The organism is Georgenia thermotolerans, assembly GCF_009193185.1.
In the GTDB taxonomy this organism is placed as follows: Bacteria; Actinomycetota; Actinomycetes; order Actinomycetales; family Actinomycetaceae; genus Georgenia; species Georgenia thermotolerans.
In genome coordinates this window covers 75,669-98,314 of record NZ_VUKF01000001.1, presented here as the reverse complement: position 1 = coordinate 98,314, position 22,646 = coordinate 75,669, and the positions used below count along the sequence as shown (strand labels likewise).

Here is a 22,646-nt window from a genome sequence, read left to right as displayed (position 1 = left end):
CACATTCCGGTCATCCCTGGGGGCCTCCGTCAGCACCGCCGCGTTCCTTTAATCCGCTGGCGACGAGCATCGATCTTCGTTGATGGATGACATGTCTGGTCGTGTTAAGCAAGCATTCGCGTCTCCACCCGAGTCGCAGCGCGGCGCGATGGCTGACCGGCGCCGCAGTGCAGGCAAGGTGGGCACTGCTTTGGCGGTTTTTCCTAGGTACTGGTCGGAAACTGGCCGCGTGATGTGGGTTTGCACCCATACAGTTCAGTAACCGCCCACCGAGGCATCGCCGCTCTGTGGTCGCACCCCTGCATCGCACCCTAAGGAACTCGATCGATGTTGACCGCCAAGGAACGTGTCGGACGCGGACTGGATCTGCTGGCCGAGGGACTGCGTCCCTTCGTCGACGAGCACATGTCCGCCCAGGCCCATGGCAAGGACTGGGTTGCACTGCTCGGAGCGCGCGATGCACAGCGCACCGGTTCCTCCCGGGGCGTACTCGATGGAGGACCCTCGGTTCCTCCTGCGGGTCCTAACCGAAGAGTGGCGGGTTTTCCGGGAGGACTTCGACCGCGTCCAACAGGCCCTCGCGCAGGAACTCCGGGATGTGGGAAACCGCTGGGCCCACGAGCCGGCCCTTCCCGACGAGGACGCCGTCCGGGCGCTCGACACCATGGAGCGCTTGCTCAGATCGGTCGGCGCAACTGAACGAGCAGGTCTGGTCCGCGAACTTCGTACCGGTCCGGAGGCTGCGACCTCCAGTCAAGATGCGGCGGTGGAGTTCGATGTCCCGGAGGCGTCAGCAGCCGAAGCGCCGGTAACGAACGAGCGCGAGGCAACAGGGGGTGAGCACTTCGCCAGGCGAGAGCGCGCTGAGCTCCGTCGCGGCATGGCCCGCACGGTCATCGCCGAGGCTGGCCTCGATGTCGAGCTCGTCTACCGCGACGCGGTGAACTTCGCCCTCGTGAACAACGGCATCACTCCGCTGCTCGGTCTGGCGATCGCCAACCCCGGCGCCGAGCCGACCGGGGACATCGACATCTCCCTCAGCATCGCCGCGCCATTGCCCATCGAGGTGGCCAGCGAGCTGCACTTTGTCGTGCCCAGCATCCCGGCCGGAGGGGACGTTCACCTCTTCGCCGCCGACCTCAAGTGGTCGCTCGACCCGCGCGCCTTCGTCCAGCTCGAGGAGGCCGTCGGCGCCCAGCTGCACCTTTCTGTCGTGGCCGGGGGGCGGCGTCGACACACTGAATCCGACGTTCGGCTGCTGGCCCGGGACGAGTGGTGGGCCGTCGCGATCCCGGAGTCCCTCGCCGCCTTCGTCCTGCCTCGCGACAGGGCTGTCGGGCGTCTGCTCTCCGAGGCAAGCGACCTGCTCGCGTCCCGTACCGGTGACCCGTCCCTCCAGGGCTACCAGGCTGGCGCCGAGCGCGTCCTGGCCATCGCGGAGGCAGTCTTCGACGCGATGCGAGCCCGCGAGATCCGGTACATCGACCCGCCACCATCCTTCGAGGGCACCGGTCAGAAGATCCGGCGGCCGGGCGAGGTTCTCGACGATCGCTGGGGCACATGCCTGGACCTGGCCACTACCTATGCGGCCGCGCTGGAGGCCGCCGGCCTCAACCCGGTGATCACCGTCTGCGAGGGGCACGCATTCGGCGGCCTTCTGGTCAGCGAGGTGCACCTGCCAGAGGTCGCGGTCACGGACCCCAACGTCATCGTCACCTCCGCGGACAGCGGCCTCCTGGTCTCGATTGAGACCGTCGCTCTGACCGCAGGGAAGCCAGGCTCGTTCAGCGACGCCCGAGCGACCTCCGGCAACTGGTTCCGCGGAGGCCTCGACCAGGTCGAGTACCTCCTCGACGTGCGTGCCGCCCACCGTCGGGTCCGACCGCTTCCGGTGATCACCTCGGACGGTGCCGTCACCGTCGAGGTGGAACGCGCGCCGGGACGAGAGATCCCGGTGCCGCGCACCGTCTCCGCACCCAAGGTCGCCGAACCCGCCGTTCAGGCCGGCAAGCCGGCCGCCGATGAGTTCCCGGCACGTATCGCCAAATGGCGTAACGCGCTCTTGGACCTCAGCTTCCGCAACCCGCTCCTGAACCTACGTACCGGGCGCAGCGGCCTGGAGCTACACGTACCTTCTGGCAGTCTGCCGCGGTTGGAGGACCTCATTGCCGAGGGGCGCGCCATCACGCTCCTGCCGCATGACCAGCTCGAAGAGATCCACGCCGTTGCCGGCGCTCGCACCGCTCAGGACGTCGACGCCGACCAGCTCGCGGCGATCCTTGCCGAGGAACGCACCCTCTTTGCAGCCATCTCCAAGTCTGGCTATCTCGCGCGCGCCCGGGGCCTCGCCCGCAAGGCCAAGACCATCGTCGAAGAGACCGGAGCCAACAACCTCTTCCTGACGCTCGGGACGCTGCACTGGGAGGACAACGGCCGACAGGCCCAGGCGCCGTTGTTCCTCGTCCCGGTCACATTGCGCGGTAAGCGCGGCCGGGCGTTCGTCATGCAGCTCGAGGAGGGCGGCTTCGCCGTCCCGAACCAGACGCTCATGGAGAAGCTCAAACTCTCCAAGGGCTTCGACGTGCCGGCATTCCGCAACCCGGAGCTCGACGACAGCGGCATCGACCTCGCCGACGCTCTTCAGCAAATTCGCGTTGCCCTCGTCCAGGCTGGCCTGCCGTACAGGGTGGAGGAGACCGCGCATCTCGCCATCCTTCAGTTCTCCACTCTGCAGCTCTGGCAGGACATGGGCCAGCACTGGCAGGCCTACCTGAAGAACCCCGTCGTGAAGCACATGGTCGAAACTCCGGTGGAATCGTTCGTCGACCCTGTCCCGGCGCCGGAGCCAGACCCACACGCTGAGGCCACCGCGTATCTGCCAGTGCCCGCCGACGGTTCCCAACTCGAGGCGATCCGTGCCGCCACGGCCGGTCGGTCCTTCGTCCTGGAGGGCCCGCCTGGCACCGGCAAGTCCCAGACCATCACCAACCTCATCGCGAACAGCCTTGCCCACGGCAAGCGGGTGCTCTTCGTCGCCGAGAAGCAGGCCGCGCTCGCCGTCGTCAAGCGGCGGCTCGATGCCGCTGGCCTCGGTGACTTCAGTCTCGACCTGCACGGCAAGGAGCAGTCGGCCACCGGCGTGCGGGAGCAGCTTCGCGCCGCCCTGACCCGACAGGTCGCAAGCAACCCCGACTCGTGGGAGGCGCTACGCGCGACCTATCGGAGCCTGGTCACCAACCTGGCCCGCTACCCCCGGGGCCTGCACGACGTCGGCCCTGCCGGTCTTTCGGCGTGGACCGCCCGACAGGTTCTCCTCACACTTGGCCGTGCTGAGGACGCCGACCTCGCCGTTCCGCCGCACGTCGTCTCGGGTGGCACGGACATCGAGGCCGTCTATCGCGCTGCCCGCGACCTGGGGGAGTCGGCGCAGGACCTTGGCACTTCTGTTGCGCGCCATCCCTGGACGCTCGCCGGTCCCGCCGACCCGGAGACCCTGGACCGTGCTCGCATCGCGAGTGCGCTTGACGCCCTCGTTGCCGCAGATGCATCGATCATGGACGCCCGGGTACGCGCCCTCGTCGGCCGCGCCAACTCCATCGACCAGCTTCGCGCAATCGGAACCTGGCTCGGACATGCCGAGAATGGGACCGCCGTCGCCCCTGACGACGCTGCTCGGCTCGTCAACGCCCATTGGGAGCATCAGGCGACCACGGCAGAAGGCGCACTCGCGGAAGTACGCCAAGCGGCCGCAGCCATGCTTGCCGTCTTCCGGCCCAGCGTTCTCGGCGCCGACCTTGAAGGGCTGCTCGGGCAGTCCCGAACAGCAGACGGCAAGCTCTTCAAGGGCAAGCCGCGCCGCCTCATCCTCGAGCAGCTGGCACCCCACATGGTCGACGGCGTAGCCGTGGCGCCCAAGCAGCTGACCCCGACACTGACCCAGCTCCTCGAACTACGGGCGCACTGCCAGAGCGTCGACGCTCTGCTCGCCGCCGTCCCCGGCGTCACGCTGCCAAGGGGCTGGAACCCACTGGAGGTCGGCGCCGACACCCGATACGGCGCGAACCTTGTCGCGCTGTATGACTCCGCCGTGCTCGGGCGGCTGCTGCCCGAGGCCACCGCCGAGGCGCGTGCCGCGGCACCGATGGATGGGGGTATGTCGTCCGGGTGGAGCTCGCACGCCGTCCCCGCGTCGGACGTCCAACCACCCTTCGGGGGGAACGGCAGCCAGGCCCCAACCGGTGGATCTGCACTGCCTGCCGGCGCGGGCGCTGCCGTCGCCACTCTCGCGGCAGCCTGGTCTGAGTGGCTCGGCGTCCTCGCCTGCACGCCCAAGGACGTGGACTCCTGGCGTGCTGGCCGATCCCTCACCGGGGCGCTGCGAGAATCCGCACCCGCCTGGCAAACCGACGCGAACGGCCGTCAGTTCCACCATCTGGCTCGGTGGTCGCGTGTGCGCTGCCACCTCCGTGACCTCGCGAAGGCGGGCCTGGACGAAATCGCCGAAGCCGTCCGCCACGGACGAATCGATCCGCTCGATGTGGGCGACACCGTTCGGCATGCCGTCGCGCGCGCAGCCCTGACCGAGCGACTCTCCGCCGCCGGTCTCGACGGCTTCGACGAGGCCCACCGGGGCCGGCTCATCACCCGCTACCTCGAAACCGGCGAGGACGTCCGCAAGCGGATGGTCGCCGAGCTGCCGGCCCGGATCATCGCCGCCCGCAGCTTCCGCACCGACCGGCTCATGGGGCGCGTGGGCGAGCTCAACCGCGAGCTCGGTCGGCGGCGCGGCGCGCTGAGCACCCGCGCGCTGTTGTCGAAGTTCGGGTCGGTCATCGGGGAGCTGACGCCCTGCCTGCTGATGAGCCCCCACTCGGTCGCCCGATTCCTGGAACCCGGCGCCATCGACGTCGACATTGTCGTCTTCGACGAGGCCTCGCAGATCAAGGTGGCCGAGGCAGTCGGTGCCATGGGGCGTGGCAAGTCCGTCGTCGTCGTCGGCGACTCGAAGCAGATGCCGCCGTCGACGTTCGGTGGCGGGGACGGCGAGGAGGGGGACGACGACATCCCCGCGGGGATGGTGCCCGTGGACCAGGAGAGCATCCTCTCCGAGGCGGTCGAGTCCAACCTTGAGCGCATCTGGCTGTCCTGGCACTACCGCAGCCAGGACGAGTCGCTCATCGCGTTCTCCAACCAGTACTACTACGAGGACCGGCTCGCGAGCTTCCCCGGCCCGCCCGAGGAGCGCCCTGAGCTGGGAGTGCGCTGGACCCGGGTGGACGGCACGTTCGAGCGCGGTCGGGGCCGGGTTAACCGCGGGGAGGCCGCGGCGATCGTCGCTGAGATCGAACATCGCCTCGTGAATGACCCCGACACCTCGATCGGCGTCGTCACCTTCAACGTCGAGCAGCGCGACCTCATCCTCGACCTACTCGAGGCCTCGGACGTCCCTGCCGTGGGCGCCGCACTGGAGGCGCAGCGAGACCCGATCTTCGTCAAGAACCTGGAGAACGTGCAGGGCGACGAGCGTGACGTCATCCTGTTCTCCCTCGCATTCTCCGTCGATCCGGTCACCGGGAAGCTGCCGCTGAACTTCGGGCCACTCAACCGGGTCGGGGGAGAGCGACGGCTCAACGTCGCCATCACCCGCGCCCGGCAACAGGTGGTGCTCTTCTCCTCCTTTGCCCCGGAGGACATCGAGCTAAGCCGGACCAACTCTCTTGGGCTGGCCCACCTGCGCGACTACCTCACTCTCGCCGCGCGCGGCGTCGGCGGGGCGAGCGGCATCAAGCGTGCCCCGGTGCAGGACCTCCACCGCGACGAGGTCGCCACAGCGCTGCGCGGGGCGGGCTTGCTGGTTCAGGAGGAGCTCGGACTGTCCTCGTTCTCCATCGACCTTGCGGTCAGCGCCGGGGCCGGACGGCCCTGGGTGGCGGTCCTCCTCGACGGACCTGGCTGGGCGAGCCGGGAGACGGTGGGAGACCGCGACGCCCTGCCGACTACCGTGCTCGCGGGCACCATGGGGTGGGCAGCGGTCGAGCGCGTGTGGATGCCCGCATGGCTGGCACGCCGCGATGAGGTCGTGACGCACCTGGTCCAGGCCGCGGAAACCGCCGAGCATGGCGCGCCTAACACCGCGCGTGAACATGCGGATGGCCCAGCCGATGCCGCAGAGGGCGCGCCTGCTAATGGCGTGCCGATGCCGGTGGACGTGCCAGCAGCAGCCAACGGGCCGATGGCAATCCCAGCGGGACCGCCGCCGGCGGCGCTCACGACGTCGGCTGCCCCCCTCCAGGAGGACTTCGCGCTCGTGGCCTCAGGCGCGCAGGAGGAAGCGACCGTCTCTCTTGCGCCCGTCGCGGTCGCCCTCGACGAACCGGTGTTCGTTGGGGCCGACGATGCGCCCATTCACGCTGGCGATCGGGCGCTGCTCGACCACATCGACCAGCGCCGCGGTGCATCCCGAGTGCGCGAGGTCGTCATGGACGTCATAGCCGTGGAGGCACCGGTTGAGGCCGCCCGCCTCGGCCGGATCGTGGGTCGACGGTTCGGTCTGCAGCGGGTGACGACAAAGCGGTCGGAGGCCATCGTGTCTCTGGTGCCTCGGCAGCTGGTGGACCGCGGACCGCTCGGCACGTTCGTGTGGGCGGAGGGCACCGCGCCGGAGACTTACACGATCTTCCGGTCCACACCCGATGGGGTGGACCGCACGCTGCACGAGGTCGCACCTCAGGAGATTGCCAACGCGATGAGCTGGGTGGTCGGGGCGAGCCACGGCGCGACACGAGAAGAGACGTTGCGCGAGACAGCCGCCGTCTTCGGGGTCGGGCGGCTGACAACCCAGATCCGGGAGCGGCTCGAGCGGGTCCTCGACGGCGCGCTCGCTGCTGGCAGCCTCCGCGAAACCGACGGACTGATCCATGGGTGATGGCTCCGTGGACAGACCGGTAGGGGGCAAGCCGGCATTCGTCGCTGCACACGGCATCGTGGCTGCCAGCGATCTCACGTTCGATGAGGCCTATGGCCTTGCCCGCATGGTGCTCGAACTCCGCGGCCCCGTGCCGGTCAGCCGGAAGAGATCCGCTCAGCTGCCGCACGCCGTCATCCGCCGGCTCACTGAGAAGGGCTTTGTCGAGCAGCTGGGTCAGTCGCAGCTGACGGAGTGGATCGAAGTGCAGATGGTGCGCAACCTCGCCGCCGGCTCGCATGGTGACTACTCGGCCGTGAGGCGGGGCAGGGGCGCGGACGAGCGGACGCAGTGGTTCGCCGTTCCAACGGAGGCTGGATCGGCCCTCGTCTATGGAGCCATGCCAGAAGAGAACACGTCGGCCACGAGCCCTGCCGAGCCTCCTGCGGACGCCTCTACCAGGTCGGACGGCGCACGCGGTCCTCAGGCCGACCTGCTCGCGCGCTCTTCCCCCGTCGACGTCGCTGCCGCTCTGAGATCAACGCCAGCGACGAAGGCGCGTGACGTCACGCGTGCCGTCTGCCCGAACGGTCCAGGGCTGTACGCATGGTGGTGTGAGCCCGGACTCGTCCCGGACCTTGCGCACGCCCCCGACGGTCCCACCGTGAGTAAGGACGGCCGACTGGAACTCCTGTACGTCGGACTCACCACGGGCACGTTGCGGCAGCGGATCGTGGGCAATCACCTCGGCAACCGAACGGGCTCGAGCACCCTTCGCCGCGCGCTTGGCGCGTGGCTCGGGGAGGCAGAGGGATGGCAACGCGAATGGCGTAGCGGACGCCAGCAGCATTCTTCGACGTCCGAGGCCGAGCTCACGCGATGGATGCGCGAGAACCTGTACCTGACCTGGGTGAGGCATCCCAACCCCAGTGACGTTGAGGCGGACGTCATTCGGCTCCTGCTGCCCCCGCTGAACTATGTGCACAACAGCGCGCACCCCAACTACTCCGAGCTTCGCCGTCGTCGGGAAGCTTGGCGGACCGGCGGGTCCGTCGGCTAAAAACGTGGGCAGCGTCCCGAAATCGCACGCCGCATGGCAAGGTCGGCCCGGGCTCGCCATGCGAATGTGCGGTGGTCTGCGGCGTCAGTGACCCCGGCTACACGCGCATGTCCAGTACGTCCTCGAGGACGAACCGGTCCACCAGGTGCCCCTGCGGGGCGAGCCACTCACCGACCTCCTGCAGCAGGGTCTGCGCGGTGACGATCCGCATGAATGGGCAAGAGTTGACGACACCGACGGCGCCAGGGGCGTTGGGGTGCACGACGATCCACCCGCGAACCTCGGCACCCGGCATGAGCATGCGAACGCGCTCGATCGCCGTGCCCAAGCTCGTGCGATAGCCGGCATGCATCTGCTTGTTCCGAAGAATGCGGCGCCACGGATCGAGCTCGTAGAGAGCGGGCTGCCAGAGCTTGGAGTCGATGAGCGCCACACGATTGCCGGCGACCACCGCGTGGTCGATGTCGGCTCGCGCTGATCCAGGGAAGCGCATGCCGTGGACAACACGCACACCCGGCATGACGCAGAAGTGCTCCAGGAGGCTGGCGGTGATCTGTTCGCCGAGTGTGCCAAGCGCGACGTTGCGTTCGCCGAACCGGGGCAGCGCACCGACCAGATTCACGCCCGGGGTGCCGAAGGCGCGCTGCTCGGCGTCCCAGTTGGGATCGAGCCGGGCGGCGCGCCGATTGAGCGCGTCCGCACGGGCGGTCGCGAGGGCTGACGCGCGGTGCCAGCCACGGCGGAGCAGCGCTAGATACAGGGCTAAAAAGGCGAAGGGGACGACCATCAGCGGGTGGGGGAGCGCGCCCGAGACGAGCAAGACGGTCATCCCGACACCGTTCGAGATGAGCGAGAGGAGGAGCGTTGCCGTGACCGCCAGGTAGAGGAGCCGGCAAGCGCGCGGTGCCCGGCCGCGTGCGCGGAGGCCGACGCACGTGACGGCGCCGCCGAACAGGGCGAGGCCGAATACCGTCTCCGCCCCGCTGGAATCGCCGGCGAGGTGGCTCGCGGCGATGCCCAGCACGCTGATCGCCACGAGAGTGACCACCCCGCGCTGAGCGGCCCCGTCAAATGGCGGCGGCTCGGCCTGCGTCTGCGTTGGCCAGACGACGGGATGCTGCGGCCAGATCCTCTGGTGCCAGTTCAGGGAGGCTAAGTCGAGGACCGGGGAGGGTATGTGCCCCTGGCTGCGAATGTTCTGGTCCATGGCCGTCCTAGGGAGATCGAAGGGCCGCAGCCTATGGCGGCTGCTCGCTCAGCCGAGGTGGTTATGGATAGAAAGGAGCCCGAATCTCAGCTTGGGGCAACTAGCCGCCGACTGCGCTGGCGTTTCCCGGGGCCGGGACTTCGCCGATTAGGGCAGCGGCGCGCCCCGGGCGGCGGTCCAGAGGTCGTACCATTCCTCGTGCGTCAGCCTGGGCGGGCCGCTGACAGCGTCGCCGCACGCCCGGATGCGGTCCGGGTTCGTCGAGCCGATGACCGGCGCGATGCCGGCGGGGTGCCGCTGCAACCACCACAGCACGACGGTTTCCGGCGTGGTGCCCTTTGCAGCAGCGAGGGAGTTCACGAGTTCCGCGGCGTCGTCATCGGCTGGCGTCTCCGGCCGGCCGGTGTACCGGCCCTGCGCCAGCGGGCCCCATGCTTGCAGGGCGATGCCGTGCTCACGGCAGTACTCCAGGGTGCCGAGTGGGAAGCCGTTGCTTGTGGCCTCCGCAGTGTTGACCAGGACGCCGGCCTCGAGCCAGTCGCGCCGGTGGAGGCTCATCTCAAGCTGGTTGACCATCAGCGGATGGTCGAGATGGGCTTGGAGCTGAGCGATCTGCTGACCGCTCATGTTGGAGACGCCGAACTGACGGACGAGGCCCTCCTCGTGAAGGAGCGCCAACGCTCCGGCGATCTCGGCGGGAGAGGCGAGAGGGTCGGGGCGGTGCAGGAGCAGCACGTCCAGGTAATCGGTGCGAAGGCGCCGCAGGCTCTCGCGCACGCGCAACAGGATCGTCTCGCGGCGGAGGTCGTACAGGCCTGGACGGTCCCCGCCGGGCAGGCGGATGCCGCACTTGGTCTGGATGACGATTCGCTCGCGCAGCCCGGGCCAGCGCGCGACGACCTCTCCGAAGACCGCCTCTGCCTTGCCGCGTCCGTAGATGTCGGCGTGGTCGAACCAGGTGAAGCCCGAGTCCAGTGCCGCCTGGAGGGCTGCCGCGGCGCGGTCGATCTCCGTCGTGCCGTACTCCGTGGTGTCCCAGGTGCCGCCCAGCCCCATGCAGCCGTACAGGGCCGTTGGGCTCGTACCCAGGCTCGTCCGACTCGACTGTGTGGCAGCGGCCTCCCGGGGCCGACGGTCGGCGCTCACTCAGCCGTCCTCGTCGGCTTCTGCTCGTCCCCGCGCCGACGTTGGCCTCGCTCAGCGATACCGCTGAAGAGTTTTCCTGTCACGGATGTGGCTCGGTCGAAGGTCTGGTTACCGAGGCGCCGGGCGGCATCGACCCCCTCTGCCCCCGTCTCGAGCACCTTGTCTCGGGTCTCAGCCGCCGCGTCTGCCCATCGCTTCGCCTCCGATGACTGATTACCGGACTCGATCCCGAGCCTCCCGCGGAAGTCGTGGACGCCGGCCGTGACGTGGTTGCTCGATCGGACGACAGCCGGGGACGTGGTCGGGTGCAGCAGCACCTTCGCGTTAGCAGTGCCGGCGGCCGCAAGCATGCGCGCCACGAGCCGCTCGGTGCTGCGCGAGATGAGGTCTAGTCTGTTCTGCCGGGCAGTCTTGAGCCCGAGGCGATGGCGGTCCAGCTCGTCTGGAGATGCGTCCAACACCCGATCGAGCTCGAGCACGGCGATCGCGTCCTGCAGCTGGAAGCAACGGGCCAGAACCGCCAGCCACTCCTGAACCTTGGCTTCGGCTTCCTTCGCCGTCTTGGCGAGATCCCCGATCTCGCGCTTCCGCTCCAACTTCTCCGCAAGCGCGTCCAGCTGACGCAGCGCATACGCCTGGGTTCGTGCGATCGTCGCCGTTGTGGCCTGCACCTTCGACCAGGTGACCTCAGAGACCCGGCCCACCTGCTCTCGGATGGTCATGGCCTCCTCGATCACGAGGTCCACCCCGATCATGTCGGCCAACACGCCGTCCTTCTGGGCGCGGAGCACGTCGTCGACCTTCTCGTCGATCGTGGCGAGGTAATCGGTGATCTCGTCCATGGTTTGTTGCATCGCGACCTGCGCCATGATGCCCGCGGCACCAGCGAGCATCGCCGGGTTGGTCAGAAGCGATCCGGCGTTGTCGATCTGCAGCCATTTGGCGATCTCGCCTGGCTTCCCCACCATGGCGTGGCTGACTCCCGCTGTCTTGCTCTCCATCAGCCCGTACTTCTTGACAAGCTCTGCGGACTTCTCAGTCAGTTTCACCCAGCGACCGGAGTTGGCTGCGATCGAGGAGCCCGCCTGTACTGCTGCAGCCCCGGTACTGAGGAGAGATCCGAGTCGTTGCGGTCCGAGGTCTCGCGACGACGGCAGTCCTTCGGAGGCTAGGAAGCGTTCGACGTCGGTCGCATTCCCGATGACCGCGAGCCCATCGCCGTCGCTGATCAACTGAATCTCGTTGTCCATCTTCGGCTCCTGTGGCTCGTCTCAGTTGTGGGTCGTCGGGGGTGGGCGCGGCGTTCGCCGGGGTGAGGTCTTCCGGCCCTAAGTTAAAGGATCCACCGTCCGCCGGACCTTGACGGGCCCCGCGGTACGTTATCCCGGGCGGCTGATCGAAGCGGGAGACTTCCCGCCCCGACACACCGTCAAATGCGAAGAGGCGGAGTTTGGATCCTGGGCCTTGGCAGGGATGTTCTCGCGTCGGGAGGCGAGCCGCGAGCGATACGGTCATGCCCTCACCAATATGGAGGAGCACCCGTGATCGACTTCCAGAACGCTTCCTACATCAAGCTCAGCGCCTGGGACGTTGCCACGGCGCGGGAAGAGTTTGCGCCGATCCTCATCGAGAACGAGGTCGTCCACCTGGCCTTCAAGGGGATCCGCGATTCGGTCACCTTCACCAACAAGCGCCTCATCGCGCTGAACGTCCAGGGCATGACCGGCAAGAAGAAGGACTACACCTCGCTGCCGTACAGCCGGATACAGGCATTCTCGGTGGAGACCGCCGGCGTTTTCGACCTCGACTCCGAGATGGAGCTGTGGTTCAGCGGGTTGGGCCGGGTCAAGCTCGAGTTCGCGCGCGGGGTGGACATCCGTGGTCTCAACCGGCTCATCGGCGACCACGTTCTTTGAGGCCGCCGCTGCGGTGCCGCCGCGCTGGGCACCACGCGGCGGCGACGTCCTCCATCAGCGACGGCGGCGCAGGGAACGCATACCGAACGAGGACCGATGAGACTCAGTGCGCGGTCTGTCCGCCGTCGACCGTGAACACCCCGCCGGTGGCGGAGCTGGCCTGGTCGGAGGACAGGAACAGCACGATCCCGGCGATCTCCCGCGCCTGCGCCGGGCGGTGCATCTGAATAGCCGACATCACCGGGCGGGGGAGGTTCGCGTCCCAGGCGCACTTCTCCGGGGTGTTCAAGGAGCACTTCGCGCAGACGCCGTCGAAGACCGCAGGGGGCGATGACCGTCCGCTCACGTCAGCGGGCGGGCGCTTACCCAGTCGTCCACCCCAGTCGTCCACGGCGACACTTGTTGACCATTTCCCCGTCCGGGCCTACCTTGACGGCCAGGTCCTGGGCAACGGCGCCCGGGAGACCACGGTCGGGGGCCGCCATGTCGCACGCTCGTCGGTTCATCGCAGGACGCCTTGTTCGGGTCGCCGGCGGCGCGGTCCTCGCCGGCACGCTCCTCCTCGCCGCGTGCTCGAGCCCCTCGACGCCGTCCTCGTCGCCGACCGGGGGCGGTGCGACCAGCGGCGGTGGCGGCGGCGCCGTCGTCGGGCTGGTCACCAAGACCAACACGAACCCCTACTTCGTGAAGATGAAGGAGTTCGCGCAGAAGGAGGCCGACGCCGAGGGCCTGAAGCTCGTGGCGCTGGCCGGGCAGTTCGACGGGGACAACGAGGGCCAGGTATCCGCCATCGAGAACCTCGTGTCCCAGGGGGCCAAGGGCATCCTCATCACGCCGAACAACTCCTCCGGCATCCTCGCGGCCATCAAGCAGGCCCGCGACAAGGGCGTCGTCGTCATCGCCCTCGACACCGCCACCGATCCCGCCGACGCCGTCGACGCGACGTTCGCGACCGACAACCGGATGGCCGGGGAGCTCCAGGGCAAGTGGGTCAAGGCGACGCTGGGGGACACGGCGCCCAAGCTCGCGATGCTCGACGGGACGCCCGGCGGCACCGTGGACACCTTCCGCCACGAGGGCTTCCTCACCGGGATGGGCCTCAAGGAGGACTCGCCGGAGATCGTCGGCAAGGAGAACACCAACGGCGACCAGAACAAGGCGCAGGCGGCGATGGAGAACCTCATCGCCCGCAGCCGAGACATCAACTCGCTGTACACGATCAACGAGCCCGCGGCGCGCGGCGGCTACCAGGCGCTCAAGGACGCCGGGCTGGCCGACCAGGTGACCATCGGCTCCATCGACGGCAGCTGCGCGGGCGTCCAGGCCATCAAGGACGGGCAGATCGGTGCCACCGTGATGCAGTTCCCCGGTCTCATGGCCACCGACGGCGTCAAGGCCGTCGCGGCGTACGCCAAGGACGGGACGAAGCCGTCGGGGTTCAACGACACCGGCGCCCAGCTCATCACCGACAAGCCCGTCTCCGGGCTCGACTCCAAGGACAGTGCCTGGGGTCTCGAGAACTGCTGGGGCTAATGACGACGGCGCCCGGCAGCACGGCGCCACCAGGGCGGACCGGAGACCACATGAGCGATCGGACCGTGACTCCGCCGGAGACGGCGCGAGGGCACCTCGACCTGGCCACGGTGCTGCGCAACCCGCTCATCGGGCCGCTCGCCGCGCTCGTCGTGGCCGTGGCGGTCTTCAGCTTCGCGACGGACACGTTCCTGACCGCGAACAACCTCTCCCTGGTCCTCCAGCAGTCCGTCGTCATCGGCATGCTCGCTGTCGGGCAGACGCTGATCATCCTCACGGCCGGGATCGACCTGTCGATCGGGGCGCTGGCTGTGCTCGGCACGATCATCATGGCCAAGGTCTCCCTGGACCACGGGCCGGCGGCCGGCCTCGTCGTCGCCGTCGTCGTCCTCGCCGTGCTCGGCCTGGTCAACGGCACGCTGGTCGCCATGCTGCGGCTGCCGCCGTTCATCGTGACGCTGGGCATGCTGACCGTCGTCTACGCCGCGACCCAGCTGTACGCGGGCTCGACGACGTACGCGGTCCCGGACGGGCCGCTGACGGTCCTGGGCGCCCGGATCTCGATCGGGAACGCGTCGACGACGTGGGGCGTGGTGGTGATGCTCGGGCTCTACGTCGGGGCGTGGTACGTCCTCACGCAGACCTCCGCCGGGAAGCACCTCTACGCCGTCGGCGGGAACCCCGAGGCGGCGCGGCTGTCCGGCATCCGCGGCACCCGGGTCCTGGTGTCCGTCTACCTCTCGGCGGCGCTCATCGCCGCATTGGGGGCGTGGGCGGCACTCGGCCGGATCCCGAACGCGGACCCGAACGCCTACCAGAACGCCAACCTGGAGACGATCACCGCCGTCGTCATCGGCGGCACCAGCCTCTTCGGAGGTCGCGGCGGGGTGGTGGGCACCCTGGTGGGCACGCTCATCGTGGCGGTGCTGCGCAACGGGCTGACGCAGGCCGGCATCGACAACCTCTACCAGAACATCGCCACCGGGATCCTCGTGGTCGCCGCTGTGGCCCTCGACCAGATAACGCGCAGGAGGACGCAGTGAGCCAGGCGACCGACCCCGGCGCAGGCACCGAGCCTGCCCCGGGCACCGAGCCCGCCGGGGGCGCGGGGCCCGTCGCGGGACGCCCCGTGCTCACGGCGTCGCGGCTGACCAAGCGATACGGCAGCGTGACGGCGATGGACGAGGCGGACTTCGAGCTGCGCGAGGGCGAGGTGCTCGCCGTCATCGGGGACAACGGCGCCGGAAAGTCGACGCTCATCAAGGCGCTGTCCGGGGTGGTGGTCCCAGACTCCGGCGAGATCCGGATCGACGGCGAGCTCATGCGCTTCCACTCCACCCGTGACGCGCGAGCGCACGGCATCGAGACCGTGTTCCAAGACCTCGCCCTGGTGCCGGCGCTGGACATCGCCAGCAACCTGTTCATGGGCCGGGAGGCGCGCCGTCCCGGGGTGCTCGGCGCGGTGTTCCGACGGGTGGACAAGGCCCGCATGCGGCGCGAGTCCGAGGAGCTGTTCCGTTCCCTCAAGATCGGCATCCGGTCGGTGACCCAGCCGGTCGAGACGCTCTCGGGCGGCCAGCGCCAAGGCGTGGCGGTGGCCCGGGCGGCGGCGTTCGGCCGGCGCGTCATCATCATGGACGAGCCCACCGCCGCGCTCGGCGTTCGTGAGTCCGGCACGGTCATCGACCTGATCAAGCAGATCCGGGACAAGGGCATGCCGGTCGTCCTCATCAGCCACGACATGCCGCACGTCTTCGAGGTGGCCGACCGGATCCACATCCACCGGCTGGGCCGGCGGGCAGCGGTGGTCAGCCCCCGCGAGCGATCGATGAGCGAGGTGGTAGCCCTGATGACGGGGGCGACGCAGCCGACCGAGGAGGAGCGGCTCGGAGGCCGGTGAGGGCGGCGGCCCGCGGCGGGACGTTGTCGCCGTCGTACGATCTGCGCCATGCCAAAAATCGCCACTGCCGACCGGGTCTCTCCCGAGGAGCTGCTTCAGTTCCTGAGCGGCCGCCACCGCTACGTCCTCATGACGACCCGCGCCGACGGCCGTCCTCAGCTGTCTCCCGTCACCGGCGGCGTGGACGACGGCGGCCGGCTCGTCATCTCGACCTACCCGGACCGGGCCAAGGCGGTGAACCTACGGCGGAACCCGGCGGCCTCGGTGCTGGTTGTCTCCGACGACTGGGACGACGCTTGGGTGCAGGTCGACGGTACCGCCGAGGTCCTGGACATGCCCTCGCCGGAGGCGGAGGACGGGCTAGTGGAGTACTTCCGCTGCATTGCCGGCGAGCACCCCGACTGGGCGGAGTACCGCGCGGCGATGCGCAAGCAGGGCAAGTCGCTCATCCGCATCAGCATCACCGGGTGGGGTCCGGTCGCGACGGGTGGATTCCCGCCGGACCGCGCACCTGCCTGACGGCAGCCCACCGCGCGGAGCAGGCAGTGATGGCTGGTGGCCCGTCAGGCGTACCGCTTCCGCTCGGCTCGATCCTCGGCTGACACCGCCGGCCGGCGCCCCGGACGCCATCGCGCCCGGGGCACCGGCCGGAACGGCTACCTGCCCTGGATTGCCGCCCGCCGAGAGCGGGGGAGGTGCCGACGTCGTCGTCCCGCCGCGGCACCCTAAGCCCGGCGCCGCTGGACGACCCGCTCGGCACCCTCGGCCGCGGCGTAGGTGAGCACCGCGACGGCGGCGACCACCGCGGTGATGACCCACATCATGCGGTAGTCGAGATAGCCGCGGGACGCGCCGAGCAGCCCGCCCAGACCGGTGCCGGTGACGAACTGCTCCGCCAGGAGCACCCCGACCAGCGCCCGCGGCGCCGCCAGGCGCACGGAGGCCAGCAGGTACGGCGTCGCGTTGGGGATGGTGACGAGCCGCAGCGTGGTCCACCGGGAGGCGTCGACCGAGCGCAGCACGTCGAGCTGGCCCTGCGGCGCCTTGGCCAGGCCCTGCTGGATGGTCACCAGGGCGGGGAAGAAGGTCACCGAGATCGTCACGACGACGACGGTGAGCGTCCCGCGCCCGAACAGCAGGGCGATGAGCGGCACCAGCGCGATGATCGGCATGGTTTGGCTCAGGAACGCGAACGGCATGGTCACGCGCGCGGCCGCCGGGACGAGCGTGAGCGCCACGGCGAGCAGCCAGGCCACGGCGATGCCCGCGAGCGAGCCGATGGCGGCGGCCAGGAGGCTGCCGCCCAGCGCGGGCAGCAGCGCCTCCCGCGTCCGGCCGGCGTTGGCCCCGCTGACCAGGTTGTGCCACACGTCCAGCGGCGTGTTCATCACCGTGGTGGGCAGCCCGGTGGACCCGACGAAGGCGTACCAGGCGCAGAGCAGCACCACGACGCCGGTCAGGGCCAGCAGCACCCGGGCGGCGGGCCGCCCGGCCGCACCGGCGCCAGAGTCTGACGGGTCCGCGATCGGCTGGACGTCGTGGGCGCCGAGCGCACGGCGCACCAGCCCGAGCACGCCGTATGCGGCGGCGGAGATGCCGGCCGCCACCAGCCCGATGGCCCACAGCGTCGCCGGCTCGGCCCGGCCCATCGAGCCCAGCAGGTACACGCCCAGGCCACGCCGTCCGCCGAGGAACTCGCCGAGCAGCGCGCCGAGCATCGCGGCCGGCGCGGCCACCTGCAGGCCGGCGAGCAGGTCCGGCAGGGCGTGGCGCAGCCGCACCAGGGCCAGCGCCCGCAGCCGTCCGCCGCCCGAGGCGTGCACGACCTCGACGGCGCCCGGCGGTACGGTGCGCAGCCCCACCAGGGTGGAGATCATCGTCGGGAAGAACACGGCCAGGGCCGCCAGGATGATCTTCGGCCAGTCCCCGCCGTAGGCGATGCCCAGGATCGGCGCGGCGACGACGATGGGCAGGCAGAACAGGGTCACCAGCAGCGTGGAGGTCACCCGCTGCAGCACCGGCACCAGCGCGAAGGCCAGCGCCAGGACGACGGCGACCGCGTTACCCAGGACGAAGCCGGCGCCGGCGGCGCTCAGCGTCGCGGCCAGGTGCGGCGGGTAGACGGCCCAGTTCTGCACCAGCGAGGCGGCGATGGCGGACAGCGACGGCAGCGCGCCGTCGGCCACCAGGCCGAGGCGGCCCACCACCTCCCAGACGAGGACCAGGCCGGCCAGCGTCACCAGCGTGCGGCGCCGCTCCGCGGTCACGCCCCCACCCCCGCTGCGGCGGGCACTGGCGCGGGGGCCGCCGCCGCCGGGGCCGACGGCGCGGCCTCCTCGCCGCCGATGGCGGCGGCCAGGCGGGCGGAGACCTCGTCGCACAGCGCGTGGTACTCCGCCGAGCGCATCAGCTCGGCGTCGCGCGGGCGGGGGAACGGCACGTCGACGACGTCGACCACCCGGCCGGGCCGGGCGCCCATGATGACTACCCGGTCGGCGAGGAAGACGGCCTCGCCGACGGAGTGGGTGACGATCACCGTGGTGCTGCGCTGCTCGAGCCAGATGCGCTGCAGCTCGATGTTCATCTGCGTGCGCAGCAGCTCGTCCAGCGCCCCGAACGGCTCGTCGAGCAGCAGCAGCTGGGGCCGCACAGCCAGCGCGCGGGCGATGGACACCCGCTGGCGCATCCCGCCGGAGAGCTGGCCGGGCCGGGCGTCGGCGAAGCCCTCGAGCCCGACGAGCCGGACGAGGTGGTCCACCTCCGCCCAGTCCACCTTCCGGCCCGACGCCCGCACGGACAGGGCGATGTTCTTGCGCACGCTCTGCCAGGGCAGCAGGGCGGCGTCCTGGAAGGCCACGCCGATCCGCCCCTGGCGGCGCAGCTCGTGCGGCGGCCGGCCGCCCACGAGGACCCCGCCGGCGGTGGGCTGCTCGAGGTCGCCCAGCAGCCGCAGCAGTGTGGACTTCCCGCACCCGGAGGCGCCGATCAGCGCCGTCATCGAGTGCTCGGGCAGCTCGAGGTCCACGCCCTCCAGCGCCACCGTCTCGCCGTGCCGCCCGGCGTAGACCTTGGCGGCCCCGCGCACGGAGATGCCGCTCACCGGCCGGCCCCGGCGGTCGTCAGCTCGCGCAGCTCGATGATCGGGGGGATGGTCTCGTGCTCGGTGCCCGGCACGAGGTCCCAGAACACCCGCCCGGGCTCCCGGGCGCCGTCGAGCTCGACGTGGACGGTGCGGGTGGGGGTGACGATCCAGTCCACGGCGACGTCGTGCGGCTCGCCTTCGAGGTCCTCGTCGACGACCTGCTCGTCGTGGACGATGTCGACGATCTCCGTGGCCGCGGAGGTCAGCCCGATCTCGGAGAGCATGGCCCACTCGAGGTCGAAGTACCCGTGGCCCTTGCCGAAGCGGATGCCGTTGCGGCTGATGGCGGACCCGCCGGTGACCATCAGGGCCAGCGGCTCGCCGTCGCGGAGCTCGGCGAGGCTGACCGGGCGGGCGTAGTGGTCCAGCCCGTCGAGGGTGGCCGCGTAGCTGACCTCGTCCGCGGGCACGGTGCCGGGGTCAAGCTGGAGGAAGCCGCGGCGAATGCCGTAGGTGGTGACCAGGAGGGTCTTGCCGGCGCGGATGGCCGCGCGGCGCAGCAGCTCGGTGGAGTTGTCCGGGGTGATGAACACCCGGGAGGCCCGGGCCCAGGCGTCCAGGGCCAGGATCCGGTCGGTGGCGGCCTCATTGCCCTCGAAGTCGGCGATGAAGGACGAGAAGTCCCAGTGGAAGCGGGAGTCGGGGCGGCCCACGCGCTTCAGAGAGTCCCAGATGCGCTGGCGGTACAGGTCGGTGTCGGTCACAGGGTCACTTCCTCAGGGTGGGGCGACGGAGCTCGCGGAGGTAAGGCAGGTGGTCGAGGGCGCCGCCGGCAGGGAGCGGGTGGGCGCCGACGGGCCGGGCGAACGCCCGGTGGGTGTGGATGGTCTCGGAGGGGGCCAGGATGGTGTCGACACCGAGGTCCTCCGGGCCGGGGGACAGGTCGATGTCGAGCACCTGGATGTCGTGGACGACGGCGACGATCGGCGTGGCCTCCTCGACCAGGCCGAGGTCGGCGAGGATCGCCCACTCGAGCCCGAAGTAGCCGCTCTCGCCGCCGATGTGCAGGCCGGCGCGGGTGAGCGCCGTCGCCCCGGACACGACGACGTCCACCGACCCGACGGCGCGCAGCCCGTCGACGTCCAGGGTCCGGCCGAAACGCTCCAGCCCGTCGAGGGTGGAGGCGAAGGCCCGGTCGGCCGGGGCGACGTCGTCGAGCAGGACGATCCCGCGCCGCAGCCCGTAGGTCGGCACGAGCACGGCCTTGCCGTCGTCGAGCGCATGGTGGACCGCCGCCTGCAGGCTGTTGTCCGGGGTGATGAACACCGTCCGGGCCGCGCGGTAGGCGGGCAGCTCGCGCAGCGCCGCGTGGCAGCGCTCGGAGCCCTCGAAGTCGGGGACGAACTTGCTCACGTCCAGGTGCCAGCGGCTGTCCGGGCGGGCGATCTCGCGCAGCCCGTCCTCCATGAGCAGGCGGATCTGGGTCTTGCGCACCACGAAGGTGCCCCGGCCGGGTTCGGAGCTGAGCAGGCCCTCGCGGACGAGCTCCTCCGTGGCCCGACGCAGCGTGCCCCGGCTGACCCCGAAGTGCTCGGCCAGGTCCTTCTCCGGCGGCAGCGGCCGCTCCACCGCCCACGGCTGGGCCAGCGCGAGCTCGCGCAGCGCGGCCGTGACGTGGACGTAGCTGGGCGTGCGGGCCGGCGTCACAGCTCGTCGAGCAGGGAGGTGTCGAACATGGCCTTGTCGGCCTCGATCCCGATCAGCGCGAGGGTGTCGATCGTGTCCTGGACCTGCTGGTCGGTGAGGGCGAAGACCCCGTTCTCCGACTCGATCAGCGGCTTCTGGGCGGTGTTGAAGTAGATCTCGTTCTCCACCGTGCGCCCGGTGCCCTTGAACCACGTGTCGGCGAACTTGGGCGGGTAGACGGCCGGGTCCTCGAGCACCGCGTCCCAGCCGGCGCGGCTGGCCCGCAGCCACGCGACCAGCTCGTCGCGCTTGTTCTCCAGGGTGTCGCGGGTGACCACGACGGTGTCGTTGGGGATCTTGTACCCGACGTCGTACAGCAGGAACGAGGACGCCTCCTCGCCGGCCTGCTCGATGGTGTACGGCACGTTCGTGACGAAGTCGATCGTGGCGTCCACCTCGCCCTCCAGCAGCGGCGTCGGGTCGTAGGCGTAGGGGACGACCGTCACCGACGCGGGGTCGACGTCGTTGATGGTCAGCATCGCGTCGAAGGCCAGGCGGTTGACGTCCGGGACGGCGATCGTCTTGCCGACCAGGTCCGCGGGCTCGTCGATGCCGGAGGAGGCCAGGGAGACGACGCCGAGCGGGTTGCGCTGGTACTGGGTGCCGATGATCACGAAGTCCGCGCCCTGGTCCACGATGGCGTTGATGGTGGTGTCGGGCGTGGTCAGGGCCACGTCGGCGGCGCCGGAGAGCAGCGAGCTCTCGGGGATGACGCTCGGGCCGCCGGGGAGGTACTCGAAGGAGATCCCCTCGGCCTCGTACAGCCCCTCGTCCATGGCGGCGAAGTAGCCGCTGAACTCGGCGTCGTTGATCCAGGAGGACTGCATCGTGATGTCGGCCTCGTCCGCCGAGGGGTCGGAGGAGGCGGCGGAGCATCCGGCCAGGAGGAGGGCGGCCGCGGCGACGGCGGCGCCGGAGACGAGGCGGGCAGGCTTGCGCATGGGCATGCGGGATCCTTCGGGGTGGGGCTGGTGTCTCGGCCCGCGAGATCGGCCGGGCCGGACGAGCGACGCGACCGAGTAGAACATCTAGACATTTGGTGCCCGGCGGCCGTATCACGATGTGGCCACAAATGTCCGAATACTGATACGTCCGGATCGCCGCAGGTGAGACGCCCGATGGCCCCGTGCTGCTGGGACGGTAGGGAGGGCTGGAACGTCCCCGGCCCGGCTCCGCGGCCCTCGCGACGTGCTCGGCAGGCCGTCCGGTTCAGCAACGAGAGGCGCCGCCGGACCGACGGGTCCGGCGGCGCCTCACCATGCCAGATGGCAGGAGTTCAGCTCATGTCAGCCGTGTCGCGCGACGGCCGCCTCGATCTGCCGTCGCAGCTCGGCGTCGACCGCCGGCAGTGCCATGCGGCTCGCCCAGGGTGCGCCGGTGCGGGCGGCCAGGGCGGCCTTGAGCCGGGGGATGGTCGGCCCGGTCAGCCGGACCACCTCCACCACCGAGGTCTGGATCTCAGCCGCGGTCGCGGCGTCGCCGGCGTTCAGGGCCCGGGCGAGCGCGGCGAAGGTCTCCGGGAAGGCGGAGGAGACCCCGGACACCACGCCCGTGCCGCCCTGCTCGAGCACCCACGGCAGCGTCGAGTCGTCGCCGGAGTAGAGCTCCTGCCCTTCGCGCAGCACGGCGGCGTACTCGGTGAGCCGGGCCGCGGCGCCGCCGGAGAGCTTGACCCCGACCATGCCGGGCAGCTCCATCACCCGGCGCAGCACCTCCACCGGCACGTCCATGCCGGTGCGCTCGGGGAAGAGGTAGGCGTACACCGACGCGGCCGGGAAGGCCTCGGTCAGCGCCCGGAAGAAGTCGACCACGCCGTCGTCGTCGGTCGGCAGGTAGTACGGGGAGAGCAGCGCGAGGCGGTCGATGCCCAGCTCCGCGGTCGCCTCCGCCAGCCGCAGCACCTGCCGGACGGAGCCGTGGCCGAGGTGCGCGATGACCCGCTCGGTGCCCAGCACCTCGGCGGCACGCCGGAAGAGCTCGAGACGCTCGTCGTCGTCCAGGGCGGGGAACTCCCCGGTGGTGCCGGCGATCAGCGCCCCGTCCACGTGCGGGTCGATCGTGCGCAGCGCGGCCTCGAACTCGGACAGGTCGAGGGCGCCGTCGGCGGTGAACGGCACGGGCACGGCGCTGATGATGCGGGCGGGCATGGGGG

General features: G+C 70.2%; 17 protein-coding genes. 7 read left to right on the top strand and 10 right to left on the bottom strand.

The genetic code is table 11. The features are described from left to right. Positions 1 to 457 precede the first annotated feature (457 nt). A complete protein-coding gene (locus tag GD970_RS00465; protein ID WP_152199474.1) occupies positions 458 to 6,925 on the top strand; it encodes a DUF3320 domain-containing protein in 6,468 nt (2,155 codons plus the stop codon). Further along, on the top strand, positions 6,918 to 7,964 hold the full coding sequence (locus tag GD970_RS00460; protein WP_152199472.1) for a GIY-YIG nuclease family protein: 1,047 nt from the start codon (positions 6,918 to 6,920) through the stop codon (positions 7,962 to 7,964). Before GD970_RS00465 ends, GD970_RS00460 begins: the two co-directional genes overlap by 8 nt. A gap of 97 nt (positions 7,965 to 8,061) precedes the next feature. Here the strand turns inward: GD970_RS00460 and GD970_RS00455 are convergent, their stop codons facing one another. The 3 genes from GD970_RS00455 to GD970_RS00445 form a co-directional block, all read right to left on the bottom strand. Next, on the bottom strand, positions 8,062 to 9,171 hold the full coding sequence (locus tag GD970_RS00455) for a nuclease-related domain-containing protein (RefSeq protein ID WP_152199469.1): 1,110 nt from the start codon (positions 9,169 to 9,171) through the stop codon (positions 8,062 to 8,064). Positions 9,172 to 9,318: 147 nt separating this feature from the next. Beyond that, the gene (locus GD970_RS00450) at positions 9,319 to 10,227 is read right to left on the bottom strand and encodes an aldo/keto reductase (RefSeq protein ID WP_152199754.1); all 909 of its coding nucleotides are present in this window, start codon (positions 10,225 to 10,227) and stop codon (positions 9,319 to 9,321) included. Between the two features lie 86 nt (positions 10,228 to 10,313). Continuing rightward, positions 10,314 to 11,567, bottom strand: a complete 1,254-nt coding sequence (locus GD970_RS00445; RefSeq protein ID WP_152199466.1) for a hypothetical protein — start codon at positions 11,565 to 11,567, stop codon at positions 10,314 to 10,316. A gap of 291 nt (positions 11,568 to 11,858) precedes the next feature. Here GD970_RS00445 and GD970_RS00440 point away from each other — a divergent pair, with 291 nt between their 5' ends. Further along, on the top strand, positions 11,859 to 12,233 hold the full coding sequence (locus GD970_RS00440) for a PH domain-containing protein (RefSeq protein WP_152199463.1): 375 nt from the start codon (positions 11,859 to 11,861) through the stop codon (positions 12,231 to 12,233). A gap of 103 nt (positions 12,234 to 12,336) precedes the next feature. Here GD970_RS00440 and GD970_RS00435 read toward each other — a convergent pair whose 3' ends face one another. Continuing rightward, positions 12,337 to 12,522 carry an SDR family oxidoreductase gene (locus tag GD970_RS00435; protein ID WP_211489626.1) on the bottom strand — a complete coding sequence of 62 codons (186 nt, stop codon included), beginning with the start codon at positions 12,520 to 12,522 and terminating at the stop codon, positions 12,337 to 12,339. Between the two features lie 194 nt (positions 12,523 to 12,716). On the opposite strand from GD970_RS00435, the gene GD970_RS00430 reads away from it, so the two are divergent. From GD970_RS00430 to GD970_RS00415, 4 genes are all read left to right on the top strand, one after another. Further along, a complete protein-coding gene (locus tag GD970_RS00430; protein WP_152199459.1) occupies positions 12,717 to 13,766 on the top strand; it encodes a substrate-binding domain-containing protein in 1,050 nt (349 codons plus the stop codon). A 50-nt stretch (positions 13,767 to 13,816) separates the two neighbouring features. Then, positions 13,817 to 14,809 carry an ABC transporter permease gene (locus GD970_RS00425; protein WP_152199457.1) on the top strand — a complete coding sequence of 331 codons (993 nt, stop codon included), beginning with the start codon at positions 13,817 to 13,819 and terminating at the stop codon, positions 14,807 to 14,809. A 134-nt stretch (positions 14,810 to 14,943) separates the two neighbouring features. Further along, complete coding sequence (locus GD970_RS00420; RefSeq protein WP_152199750.1) at positions 14,944 to 15,666, top strand: ATP-binding cassette domain-containing protein; 723 nt, start codon at positions 14,944 to 14,946, stop codon at positions 15,664 to 15,666. A 48-nt stretch (positions 15,667 to 15,714) separates the two neighbouring features. Beyond that, the gene (locus GD970_RS00415) at positions 15,715 to 16,185 is read left to right on the top strand and encodes a PPOX class F420-dependent oxidoreductase (RefSeq protein WP_152199455.1); all 471 of its coding nucleotides are present in this window, start codon (positions 15,715 to 15,717) and stop codon (positions 16,183 to 16,185) included. A gap of 206 nt (positions 16,186 to 16,391) precedes the next feature. Here GD970_RS00415 and GD970_RS00410 read toward each other — a convergent pair whose 3' ends face one another. The 6 genes from GD970_RS00410 to GD970_RS00385 all read right to left on the bottom strand — a co-directional run bounded on the left by GD970_RS00410 (position 16,392) and on the right by GD970_RS00385 (position 22,641). Continuing rightward, a complete protein-coding gene (locus GD970_RS00410) occupies positions 16,392 to 17,933 on the bottom strand; it encodes an ABC transporter permease (protein WP_170297134.1) in 1,542 nt (513 codons plus the stop codon). Then, the gene (locus GD970_RS00405) at positions 17,930 to 18,766 is read right to left on the bottom strand and encodes an ABC transporter ATP-binding protein (protein WP_152199449.1); all 837 of its coding nucleotides are present in this window, start codon (positions 18,764 to 18,766) and stop codon (positions 17,930 to 17,932) included. The genes GD970_RS00410 and GD970_RS00405 overlap by 4 nt, the downstream gene beginning before the upstream one ends. Then, positions 18,763 to 19,512 (bottom strand): 5-formyltetrahydrofolate cyclo-ligase, encoded by a 750-nt coding sequence (locus GD970_RS00400; protein ID WP_152199446.1) that lies wholly within the window; start codon positions 19,510 to 19,512, stop codon positions 18,763 to 18,765. The genes GD970_RS00405 and GD970_RS00400 overlap by 4 nt, the downstream gene beginning before the upstream one ends. A gap of 4 nt (positions 19,513 to 19,516) precedes the next feature. Next, positions 19,517 to 20,455, bottom strand: a complete 939-nt coding sequence (locus GD970_RS00395; protein WP_152199443.1) for a 5-formyltetrahydrofolate cyclo-ligase — start codon at positions 20,453 to 20,455, stop codon at positions 19,517 to 19,519. Further along, on the bottom strand, positions 20,452 to 21,441 hold the full coding sequence (locus GD970_RS00390) for an ABC transporter substrate-binding protein (protein ID WP_211489624.1): 990 nt from the start codon (positions 21,439 to 21,441) through the stop codon (positions 20,452 to 20,454). Before GD970_RS00390 ends, GD970_RS00395 begins: the two co-directional genes overlap by 4 nt. A gap of 339 nt (positions 21,442 to 21,780) precedes the next feature. Then, entirely contained in the window at positions 21,781 to 22,641 is an 861-nt protein-coding gene (locus tag GD970_RS00385) for a dihydrodipicolinate synthase family protein (protein WP_152199440.1), read from the bottom strand. Positions 22,642 to 22,646: the final 5 nt, after the last annotated feature.